Here is a 10,428-nt window from a genome sequence, read left to right as displayed (position 1 = left end):
AGCCCGACCCGCTCCGGGCGGTCAGGCTTGATCCCTGCGCGGGTCGGGCTGCCCCGGAACCCCTGCCGGGTTGGGCTGCGTCCGGCGATGCCGGGTGGGGTGCGGTGGGTGTGGTGGTCAGGCGGGGCGGCGCATCTGTAGTTCGCGGAGGGTGGGGATGACGGGGTGCGGGACGCGTAGGCCGGTGTCGACGAAGCCCAGTCGCTGGTACGCCCGGTAGGCGCGGTCGTTGCCGACCACCACTTCGAGCATCAGGTCGTCGCGCCGTTGCGCTCGGGACCAGGCTGCCACCGCCGCAATCAGGTCCGCGAGCAGGCCGGTGCCGCGCCACGTCGGGGTCACGTAGACCGCGTAGATCAGGGTGACCCCACGCTCGGTGGGGTGGGCGACACCGCCGATGTGGCCGACCAGGCGGCCGCCCGGATCGGCGACGAACTGGGCATTCGTGGCGCCGGTCGAGGTCTGACGGATCCGGGCCGCGTACTCCGCGTGCGGGCGGGCGGCGGCCTCGGCGAGCGTCTCCAGGAAGGCCAACGGCGCGTCGGCGAGCATCTCCAGACGCAGCGCGCGCATCCGGGCGGCGTCCGTCGGTCGGACCCGCCGTACCTCGGCCCGCAGCGGGGCCTCATCGCCCGGGGCGCTGATCATGTCGCATACCTATCACAATGACGAGCGACGATGTCGCTGGTCAGAATATGTCCGATTTGTGGTCGTGCGCCGCCGTCACGCCTCGTGTACCGTGCGATTTCGGTCACCCTATTCCGTGGTCGTCGATGACTGCCGAAGACGGTGAGTTTCGGGCCGTCCGGCGTGCCGCCGGCCCGGCCCGGAGGTAGGGGAACGCCGCGCAGAGTGAGGACAACACCGTGGCACAGGGCACCGTGAAGTGGTTCAACGCCGAGAAGGGCTACGGCTTCATCGCCGTCGACGGCGGGCAGGACGTGTTCGTCCACTTCTCCGCGATCGAGATGGACGGCTACAAGGCGCTGGACGACGGCCAGCGGGTGGAGTTCGAGATCGCCCAGGGCCAGAAGGGCCCCCAGGCCGAGCGGGTACGCCTCATCGCCTGAGTGCGTTCCACCCACGCCGGCAGACCGTCGGTACGGGTGGCGTGGTCGCGGCCGGAGGGGGGCTGCGGTGCGGATACCTCACAAGGGAAGATCGTGAGCCGGAACCAGCTGTCGCTGAGGAGGGTTCATGTCCGACCAGCCACCCCCGGCAGGTCCACCGAATTCGTCACCAGACGAATCGGCCCCGTCCGTCGGTGCTTCCAGTTGGCAGCCCACCGACCCGACGGCACCTGCCTCGCCGCAACGAGATCCGGCCACCGCGGGTCCGCCGTCACCTCCGCCGCAGGGGTACGGCCCGGCCTCCGCGACGCCGCCTGGTGAATACGGACCGCCCGCTGCCGCACCGCCAGCCGGGTACGGCCCGCCACCCGGCGACTACGGCCCGCCGGTAGCCCCGCCGCCGGGCGGGTACGGCTCGCCACCTGGCGGGTACGGCCCGCCTGTAGCCCCGCCGCCGGGCGGGTACGGTCCGCCGCCGGGCGGGTCGCCGGGTAACCCGCCGCTCTGGGGCGGATATCCCGCCTATCCCGGCCAGCCGGCTCCGCCGGTCGGCAATCCTCAACAGCCGATGCCGGTCTATCCCGGCCAGCCCTTCCACGGCTGGTACGACCCGGCGGCGTACGGGCTCGATCCCGCCGACGCCCTGGTCACTCCGCCCGGTGCGGGTATCAATGGTTGGTTCAGCCGCTGCTGGGGTGCGGTGCGCCGGGGCTGGAGCCTGCTGCTGCCGATCGTCGTGCTGACCCAGGTGCTGCCGGCGGCGGCGCTGTCGGTGCTCGGGCTGATCTTCGACCCGTCGGCCCGGTGGGAGTCCGAGCTCGCCGCCGACTCTGCGGCCCTGCCCGCCAACTTCGGTGTCGACCTGGCGAAGTGGATGGGTGTGCTGGTCGCCGGGAGTCTGATCTTCGGTCTGGTGCAGTGTGTCGGGTGGGCCGCCGGCACGTGGGTTGTCGCCCGACAGGCAGCCGGTGCGCAGGTCAGTCTCGGGGGCGCATTCGGCTACGGCGTGCGCCGGGCGTTCGGCCTCTGGGGCTGGACGCTGCTCATCGGCCTGATCGTGACCCTCGGCTTCTGCCTCTGCTTCCTGCCCGGTGTCTACGCGGGCTTCGCGCTGGCCATGGCCGGACCGGTCTACCTCTTCGAGCGCCACGATCCGTTCGGCCGCTCGCACCGGATGCTGCGCGACCGGCTGGGGCTGCTGCTCGGCCGGGTGGCGTTGACGGCCGGCGTGGTGATCGCCATCGGGTTCGTCGCCGGCGTGGTGGAGGGGGTCGTGCTCATGCCGTTCGGCACCGCGCCGCTCGAAGCCGTGGACACCGCCGTCGGCGCGGTCCTGGTGATCGTCGGGGCGGCGCTGGTGGGACTGCCGGCACATCTGGCCCAGCTGGTCGGGCTGGTGGTCACGTACGCCGAACAGCGGGCCCACGAGGGTCCGGTGAACAGCGCGCGACTGGCTGCCGAACTCGGCTGAACCGGGCCATCGTGCTTGCACTCGGCAGGGGAGAGTGCTAAACAAGTCATTGGCACTCGCGTAGTGTGAGTGCCAACTGGTCGGGACGGTGGGGCTACGGCCGCGCTCGTGGCATAACCGCGGGTGAGGCATGTGGCCGGTCGTCGCGGGCTATCCGGCCCGGCCGAGGAGACGTCGTCGTCGCCAGGTGGCGACGTCCCAAGGTGCGTACACCAGACGGTTCATCCGGGGCACACACTCGGGTGGCCCGTGAGTGTCCAGGAGGACAACGCCGTATGGCCAAGATGATCGCGTTCGACGAAGAGGCGCGCCGCGGCCTCGAGCGGGGCATGAACCAGCTCGCCGACGCCGTGAAGGTGACCCTCGGCCCCAAGGGCCGCAACGTGGTGCTCGAGAAGAAGTGGGGTGCCCCCACCATCACCAACGATGGTGTGAGCATCGCCAAGGAGATCGAACTCGAGGACCCGTACGAGAAGATCGGCGCTGAGCTGGTCAAGGAGGTCGCCAAGAAGACCGACGACGTGGCCGGTGACGGCACGACGACGGCGACCGTCCTGGCCCAGGCTCTCGTGCGCGAGGGTCTGCGCAACGTGGCCGCCGGCGCCAACCCGATGGCCCTGAAGCGGGGCATCGAGGCCGCCGTGGCCAGCGTCTCGGAGGAGCTGCTGAAGCTCGCCAAGGACGTTGAGACCAAGGAGCAGATCGCCTCCACCGCCTCCATCTCCGCCGGTGACAACACCGTCGGCGAGATCATCGCCGAGGCGATGGACAAGGTCGGCAAGGAAGGCGTCATCACCGTCGAGGAGAGCAACACCTTCGGGCTGGAGCTGGAGCTCACCGAGGGTATGCGCTTCGACAAGGGCTACATCTCGGCCTACTTCATGACCGACCCGGAGCGTATGGAGGCCGTCTTCGACGACCCGTACATCCTGATCGCCAACAGCAAGATCTCGTCGGTCAAGGACCTGCTCCCGATCCTGGAGAAGGTCATGCAGGGCGGCAAGCCGCTGCTGATCATCGCCGAGGACCTGGAGGGCGAGGCCCTGGCCACCCTGGTGGTCAACAAGGTCCGGGGCACCTTCAAGTCGGTCGCCGTCAAGGCGCCGGGCTTCGGTGACCGCCGCAAGGCCATGCTGACCGACATCGCCATCCTCACCGGTGGTCAGGTCATCAGCGAGGAGGTCGGCCTCAAGCTGGACGCCGCCGGTCTCGACATGCTGGGCCGCGCCCGCAAGGTCGTGGTGACCAAGGACGAGACCACCATCGTCGACGGTGCCGGTGACGCCGAGCAGATCCAGGGCCGGGTGAACCAGATCCGGGCCGAGATCGACAAGAGCGACTCCGACTACGACCGGGAGAAGCTGCAGGAGCGTCTGGCCAAGCTGGCCGGCGGTGTTGCGGTGATCAAGGTCGGCGCGGCCACCGAGGTCGAGCTCAAGGAGCGCAAGCACCGCATCGAGGACGCGGTGCGCAACGCCAAGGCCGCTGTCGAGGAGGGCATCGTCCCGGGTGGTGGCGTCGCGCTAGTGCAGGCCGGCAAGACCGCCTTCGACAAGCTGGACCTGACCGGCGACGAGGCGACCGGCGCGCAGATCGTCAAGATCGCGCTGGACGCCCCGCTGCGGCAGATCGCCGTCAACGCCGGCCTCGAGGGTGGCGTCGTGGTGGAGCGGGTTCGCAACCTCGACGCGGGTCACGGCCTCAACGCCGCGAGCGGCGAGTACGTCGACCTGCTGGCCGCGGGCATCATCGACCCGGCCAAGGTGACCCGTTCGGCGCTGCAGAACGCCGCGTCGATCGCCGCGCTGTTCCTCACCACCGAGGCCGTGGTGGCGGACAAGCCGGAGAAGACCCCGGCCGCCCCGGCTGGCCCGGGTGGCGGGGAGATGGACTTCTGAGTCCAGCTTCAACCTGAAAGGGCGGGCCGCGTCAGCGGTCCGCCCTTTTTCCTGTCGGGGCGACTTCCCTATCGGGGCACGGGGCGCTGGTTGCGCCGCTTCTGCGCCCGGTCGTACGGCGGACGGTGTGGCACCGGCTCGTCCACCAGGATGAGTGGTTCCTCGGGTGCTTCGGTCGTTCCGGTCATCTCCGCCAGCTGCTCGGCGTCGCCGTAGTCCAGCCGGTTGATCGGCAGTGTGCCCGGCAGGTCGTGGACCGGGGCCCAGCCGGCAGGCAACGCCTCCGAGGCCTGATCGTCGTCCGTGGTCATGGCTGCCTCCTCTATACCGAACGGTAAGGGGCGTCGATGACCCGGGCGGGCGAACGGCGCTATCGGAGGCTATGCACCCTTCGCCCGGTTACGCCGAGTCGAGGCTCCGGCGATACAGGAAGAAGACCCGCTCGATCCGGGCTCCCGCACTGCGTGAATAGAACGGCACCGGACCGACCCAGCCGATCTGTGCGGTCTCGATCCCGGCGGCCCGCTGGTCGGCCAGGCAGCGCCGCAGCAGGACGCCGCCGATGCCGGATCCCTCGGCTGCGGGTGCCGTACCCATCGGCCCGAACCAACTCGGCCGCGCCGACCCGTAGGCGGCGAAGCCGAGTAGCTCGCCGTCGCGTTCGGCCAGGTGGCAGCCGGCGTCCGGGCGTCCGAGCGAGCCGGCCAGTTCGGCGTCCCAGGAGCCGCCGAAGGTGACCCGGGAGAAGGCGGCGAGCGCCGGCAGGTCGGCAGGCTCGGCACGGCGTACGGTCACCCCCTGCCCGGCGAGGCGGGTCTCGGCGGCCTCCGTGGAGCGCAGCGCCGGTGACCCGTCGTACGACAGGTCGACGGTCATGTTCCAGGCCGTGCGGTCCTGCGTGTAGCCGAGTGCGAGGGCCAGGCAGACCGCCGGGGTGTACCTGACGTCCACCCCGGGCCAGGCGTAGTGCGGCGGGTTGCCGGCGAGAAGCACCTCGACCGCGCCCAGTTCGGCAAGTGCCTGCTCGGCGTGCCCGAGCAGTGCCCGGCCGACGCCCTGACGCCGCTGGCGTGGCTCCACGGCCACCAGGTCCACGTGCCCCGTGCGGCCGTCGCCGTCGGCCAACGAACAGATCAGTACGCCGATCAACTCACCGGCCCGGTACGCCCCGAACACTCGCACCGTCCGGTCGGCCTCGGCGCGTACCCAGAGCGTCGTCACGAGTGGCTCGGCCTCGGTCGCGTCCTCCGGCAGGTCGAGCGCCCGTCGACACAGTCGCACCACCTCGGGAGCCCGTTCGAGGGTCAACTCGGTGACGGTCGTCTCGGCATCCATGGCTGCCGACCCTAGATCATCGCCGATCCGGTGTCAGACCCGCTCATGGTGAGGTGCTGATGCCGCCTCGGACACTCAACGGATCGTCGACGCTGGACTTGGTGACCACCTGGATCGCTCCACAGCACAGGGCCACGACGAGGGCGGGCACGCCCAGCAGGACCAGCAGCGCCATGCCGCGCCACCGGGCAACCGACGGCGCCAGGGGAGCGCCGGGTGAATGACCGTGCATGAGCCTGCAAGATAGCAGTTCACGAACCGTTTGTGACCCCTTGACGAGATCTGCTCACATTGCGTGAGGTCAGCCGCGGACGGCGCGTACGGCCGCGTACGCGTCGACCAGGCCGGCGCCGATCACGTTGCGCGTACCACCGCAGGCGTCGGTGCGCTCCGCCGAATCGGTACCGGTCGGGACGGCGGTGGCCGTGGCGCGCAGCAGTTGCCGGGTCCGATCGAGGTCGCCGACCAGGTCGGGATCGGCCGACCACATCAGCGCGACCACGCCCGCCACCTGGGGGGTGGCCATGGAGGTGCCGTCGAGGGTGGCGTACCCGCCGCCGGGCATCGCGGAGAGCACGTCCGCTCCCGGAGCCATCAGGTCCGGTTTGGCCACCCCGCCGGGTGCCGGGCCCCGGGAGGAGAAGGCGGCGACCTGACGCCGCTGGTCCACCGCGCCGACGGTGAGCACGTCCGGGTACGGTGCGGGCGGGTCCTGTACCGAATCGCAGAGCGGTCCGCTGTTGCCGGCCGCCGCGACGACCAGGATTCCCGCCGCCTCCAGCGCGTCCGTGGCCGGTCGTAGCGCTTGCGGATCACAGCCCTCGATCGGCGGGCAGCCCCACGAGTTGGTCAGGATCTCCGGTGCGCGGGCCGGTCGGCCGTCGGTGAACGGGTCACCGCCGGGCGGGAAGGGCGCCAGCATGAACTGAAGGCAGTCGAGGTAGGAGGCCGGATTGCCGAGATTGCGGTCGAGGTTGACGCAGCCCACCCAGTTCGCCCCCGGCGCGACGCCGATGCCGCCCCGGCCGACCGCGCTGCCCACCGTGTGGGTGCCGTGCCCGCTGCGGTCGGTCGGCGTACGGGTGCCGTTCCACGGATCGAACCAGGAATCGTCGCCGCCCCGGAAGTTCTCGACAAGCGTCGGATGCCGCCCGTCCACCCCGGAGTCGGAACTGCCCACGGTCACCCCGGCCCCGGTGACGCCAAGCTCGGACCAGACCCGGTCCGCGCCGATCATGGTGATGTTCCAGGGCGGGCCGTCCGGCGCCGGTGCGTGACCGACCGCCGGCGCGGCGGGTGAGGGCAACGGGCGCAGCCGCTGGCTGACCAGCACCCGAGCCACCTCGGGCCGGCGGGACAGCCAGGCCCGTACCGCCGGTCCACCGTCCACCTCGATCGCGTTGACCAGGTAGTACGGCCGGTGTTCCAGTCGCAGCCGGCGCAGGTCGCGACGCAACTCGGCCTGGGTGCGTTCGGCGGTGGCGACCAGTCGCCGGTAGACCTGCTCGGCGCGGGCGTCGCGGCCCGCCTTACCCGTCCCGGTCGGCAGGTCGGCGAGATCCGCCTGCTCGCGCAGCAGCACGAAGAGCCGCTCGCCGTGCAGGCCGGGCTGACCGACCCCGACACCGATCGCACCGACCGCGACCAGCAGGACCAGCGTGGTCAGCCCGGCCAGTGCGGGGCGGGGCGGGCGTGCCGCCGGACGGGCCAGCAGCAGGCCGTACGCGATGGCCAGCACCAGCGCGACGACGAGCCCGGCACCCGTCGCGACCGCCACCCAGAACGGCACGTCCCGGGTGGTGGCGAGCAGCAGGCTGATCTCCTCCGGGTCGGTGAACGCCAGCGGACCGAACACGTTGAGCCCGACCAACCAGGCGGTGGAGGTGCGGCCCGCGGTCCGGGGGTGTCGACGGGTCAGCGCGTGCAGCGCGGCCAGCGCGAAGCCCACCGGTGGCAGCGCCACCAGCAGCGGCAACTGGGCACCGGACTGGCCGGTGCCGGCACCGACCAGCAGCAGCACCACCCCCGCGACCAGCCCACCCAGCAGGACCAGTCGAGCCGGCCGGGGCGGCTGGCCGCCGGTGAAGTGGTCCCAGAACCGGGCATCGAGCAACGCCGCCGCCAGCGCCCCGACGGCTGCTGCGGCCAGCCCGGCGAGAACGGTTTCCAGCAGACCACCGAGCGCGCCCAGCCAGACCCAGGGCACCAGCAGGGCCAGCCCGGCGGCCAGAGCCAGCCAGGTCGCCACCGATGGCCGCAGGCTGCGGGGCCGCGCCGGTGCCGGCCACCGGTCGGCCCCGGCCAGCCGGCTCGACACCCACCTGGCGACCAGCGCCAGCAGGGTGGCCGTGACGGCCAGCGCGGCAAGGTACGCCTCGTGGTGCACCGGGGGGATCGCTCGCAACAGCCCGAGTACGCCAAGCGTCAGCGCCCCGGCCAGCCACACCCGGCCGGCGCTCCGGATCGTCGCCGAGCGGGGCACCATCGCCAGCGGCAGGGCGGCCGTGCCGATCGCGACGACGGTGAACAGGCTCACCAACGGCCAGAGCAGCGCCAACCGATCCAGCGCGGTGATCAACAGCACCTGGTCGACGGCCCACCCGCCGGTCTGCGACACGACGGTGACCCCGACCGCCCAGCAGCCGATCAGGACCGTGACGACGACCGCCCAGGGACTGCTGGCACTGCCAGATGAGTAGTCCGCCCGCATCCGCACACAGTACGACGCAGGCCGCACCCGGCCGGTGGGCTCGGCACGAAGGGTGGACGAGGAGGGAGCGGGCCGGCCCTGGCGGCGAAGGTCGCGGGTACGGCGGGACGGTTACGGTGGAGCGATGCGCGATCCACACGTACTGCGATCCGTCGCCGGACAACTCTCGTCCTCCCGTCGGGCCGGCGATCTGCGTCGGCTGCGGGCCGAGCGCTTCGACGTGCTGATCATCGGCGGTGGCGTGACCGGTGCGGGCGCGGCCGTCGACGCCGCGTCGCGAGGGCTGAAGGTGGCCCTGGTGGAGGCGCGGGACTTCGCGGCCGGCACCTCCAGCCGGTCCAGCAAGCTGATCCACGGCGGCCTGCGCTACCTGGAACAGTTGGAGTTCAACCTGGTGCACGAGGCGCTGACCGAGCGGGGGCTGCTGGCCACCCGGTTGGCGCCGCACCTGGTACGCCCGGTGCCGTTCCTGGTGCCGCTGCCCGCCGGTGACGGCGTACGCGGCCTGCCCGCCCGGATCGTCCGGCGGGCCTACTACGGCGCCGGGGTGGCCGCGTACGACGCCTTCGCGGGTCTGTTCGGCGGAGGCCGGGGCATGCCGCTGCACCGACACCTGAGCCGGGAGGGCGCCCGCCGGATCTTTCCGAGCCTGCGCACCGACGGGCTGGCCGGAGCGATCCGCTACTACGACGGGCAGGTGGACGATGCCCGGCTGGTCGTCACCCTGGCCCGCACCGCCGCGAGCCTGGGGGCGACAGTGGTCAGCAGCGCCCAGGCGGTCGGCCTGATCCGACAGGCCCGGGAGGTCACCGGGGTGCGGATCCGTGACCTGGAGGCACCGGCCGGCTCCCCGGACGCCGAGTTCGAGGTGCAGGCGCGATCGGTGATCGCGGCGACCGGGGTGTGGACCGACGACATGTCCCGCATGCTCAACGACGTCGGGCTGCGCCCCGGCATCCGGGTACGGGCCTCCAAGGGCGTGCACCTGGTGGTGCCCCGCTCGGCGATCACCGGGGACACCGGGCTGATCCTGCGGACGGCGACAAGCGTGCTGTTCGTCATCCCGTGGGGCGGGCACTGGATCATCGGTACCACGGACACCGACTGGCGGTTGGACCGTTCCCACCCGGCGGCCTCCGCCAGCGACATCGACTACCTGCTGCGGCAGGTCAACACCGTGCTCGACCGGCCGCTGACCACCGCCGACATCGAAGGTGTCTACGCCGGGCTGCGCCCGCTGCTGGCCGGCGAGGCGGACTCCACCTCCAAGCTCTCCCGGGAACACGCGGTCATCGAGCCGATGCTCGGCCTGCTGCTTGTCGCCGGGGGCAAGTACACGACCTACCGGGTGATGGCCGCCGACGTGGTCGACCAGGCCGCGCGTCGGCTCGGCTGGCCACGGCCGTCGCGTACCGCCGACCTACCGTTGCTCGGCGCCGACGGGTACGCGGCCATGTGGCGGGACCGGGCCGACCTGGCCCGCCGGCACGGGTTGCCGGTCGGCGTGGTGGAACACCTGCTCGAACGCTACGGCAGCCTGACCCTGGATCTGCTCGCCCTGATCGACGCCGATCCGCTGCTGGCCTCTCCGCTGGCCGGGGCACCGGAGTACCTCGCGGCCGAGGTGACCTACGCGGCTCGGGCCGAGGGCGCGCTGCACCTGGAGGACGTGCTGACCCGGCGTACCCGGATCTCGTTCGAGACCACCCACCGGGGCCTGGAGTCGGCCGAACACACGGCCGAGTTGATGGGCGCGGTGCTCGGGTGGGACGCCGACCGGCGTGCCCGGGAGGTGGCGCACTACCGGGCACGGGTGATGGCCGAACGGCAGTCGCAGCTGATGCCGGACGACGCGACCGCCGACGCGGCCCGGCTCGGTGCGCCGGACGTGCGCGGCTACGCCGCCGACCGGGGCGCCGACGATGCCGGACTTCCACGCTGAGC

General features: G+C 71.8%; 9 protein-coding genes. 4 read left to right on the top strand and 5 right to left on the bottom strand.

All coding sequences use genetic code 11. The features are described 5' to 3' along the window. Positions 1–117: 117 nt before the first annotated feature. Positions 118–648, bottom strand: a complete 531-nt coding sequence (locus tag C1A38_RS21020) for a GNAT family N-acetyltransferase (protein WP_102659471.1) — start codon at positions 646–648, stop codon at positions 118–120. A 218-nt stretch (positions 649–866) separates the two neighbouring features. Between C1A38_RS21020 and C1A38_RS21015 the strand changes: the two genes are divergently transcribed. The 3 genes from C1A38_RS21015 (at position 867) to groL (ending at position 4,439) form a co-directional block, all read left to right on the top strand. Then, positions 867–1,070, top strand: coding sequence for a cold-shock protein (locus tag C1A38_RS21015; protein WP_018787966.1), 204 nt, complete (start codon positions 867–869; stop codon positions 1,068–1,070). A 568-nt stretch (positions 1,071–1,638) separates the two neighbouring features. Further along, entirely contained in the window at positions 1,639–2,541 is a 903-nt protein-coding gene (locus tag C1A38_RS21005) for a hypothetical protein (RefSeq protein WP_102659470.1), read from the top strand. Between the two features lie 275 nt (positions 2,542–2,816). Next, positions 2,817–4,439: a chaperonin GroEL gene (gene groL, locus C1A38_RS21000; RefSeq protein ID WP_102659469.1), complete on the top strand. Its 1,623-nt coding sequence runs from the start codon at positions 2,817–2,819 to the stop codon at positions 4,437–4,439. Between the two features lie 68 nt (positions 4,440–4,507). Here the strand turns inward: groL and C1A38_RS20995 are convergent, their stop codons facing one another. The 4 genes from C1A38_RS20995 to C1A38_RS20985 all read right to left on the bottom strand — a co-directional run bounded on the left by C1A38_RS20995 (position 4,508) and on the right by C1A38_RS20985 (position 8,484). Continuing rightward, a complete protein-coding gene (locus C1A38_RS20995; protein ID WP_233196934.1) occupies positions 4,508–4,750 on the bottom strand; it encodes a hypothetical protein in 243 nt (80 codons plus the stop codon). An 88-nt stretch (positions 4,751–4,838) separates the two neighbouring features. After that, positions 4,839–5,774 carry a GNAT family N-acetyltransferase gene (locus C1A38_RS20990; RefSeq protein WP_102659468.1) on the bottom strand — a complete coding sequence of 312 codons (936 nt, stop codon included), beginning with the start codon at positions 5,772–5,774 and terminating at the stop codon, positions 4,839–4,841. 43 nt (positions 5,775–5,817) lie between these two features. Beyond that, positions 5,818–5,949: a hypothetical protein gene (locus C1A38_RS32235; RefSeq protein ID WP_275409870.1), complete on the bottom strand. Its 132-nt coding sequence runs from the start codon at positions 5,947–5,949 to the stop codon at positions 5,818–5,820. 126 nt (positions 5,950–6,075) lie between these two features. Continuing rightward, the gene (locus tag C1A38_RS20985) at positions 6,076–8,484 is read right to left on the bottom strand and encodes a S8 family serine peptidase (RefSeq protein WP_102659467.1); all 2,409 of its coding nucleotides are present in this window, start codon (positions 8,482–8,484) and stop codon (positions 6,076–6,078) included. 124 nt (positions 8,485–8,608) lie between these two features. Here C1A38_RS20985 and C1A38_RS20980 point away from each other — a divergent pair, with 124 nt between their 5' ends. Continuing rightward, complete coding sequence (locus C1A38_RS20980; RefSeq protein WP_102659466.1) at positions 8,609–10,426, top strand: glycerol-3-phosphate dehydrogenase/oxidase; 1,818 nt, start codon at positions 8,609–8,611, stop codon at positions 10,424–10,426. Positions 10,427–10,428: the final 2 nt, after the last annotated feature.

This window comes from Verrucosispora sp. ts21, assembly GCF_002879555.1.
Classification (GTDB): Bacteria; Actinomycetota; Actinomycetes; order Mycobacteriales; family Micromonosporaceae; genus Micromonospora; species Micromonospora gifhornensis.
This window is presented reverse-complemented; position numbering and strand designations above follow the sequence as displayed.

Coding starts and splice junctions, on each gene's coding strand:
- C1A38_RS20985 (WP_102659467.1), bottom strand. CDS start 8,484: ATGCGGGCGGACTACTCATCTGGCAGTGCCAGCAGTCCCTGGGCGGTC.
- groL (WP_102659469.1), top strand. CDS start 2,817: ATGGCCAAGATGATCGCGTTCGACGAAGAGGCGCGCCGCGGCCTCGAG.
- C1A38_RS21005 (WP_102659470.1), top strand. CDS start 1,639: ATGCCGGTCTATCCCGGCCAGCCCTTCCACGGCTGGTACGACCCGGCG.
- C1A38_RS20990 (WP_102659468.1), bottom strand. CDS start 5,774: ATGGATGCCGAGACGACCGTCACCGAGTTGACCCTCGAACGGGCTCCC.
- C1A38_RS32235 (WP_275409870.1), bottom strand. CDS start 5,949: ATGGCGCTGCTGGTCCTGCTGGGCGTGCCCGCCCTCGTCGTGGCCCTG.
- C1A38_RS21020 (WP_102659471.1), bottom strand. CDS start 648: ATGATCAGCGCCCCGGGCGATGAGGCCCCGCTGCGGGCCGAGGTACGG.
- C1A38_RS20980 (WP_102659466.1), top strand. CDS start 8,609: ATGCGCGATCCACACGTACTGCGATCCGTCGCCGGACAACTCTCGTCC.
- C1A38_RS20995 (WP_233196934.1), bottom strand. CDS start 4,750: ATGACCACGGACGACGATCAGGCCTCGGAGGCGTTGCCTGCCGGCTGG.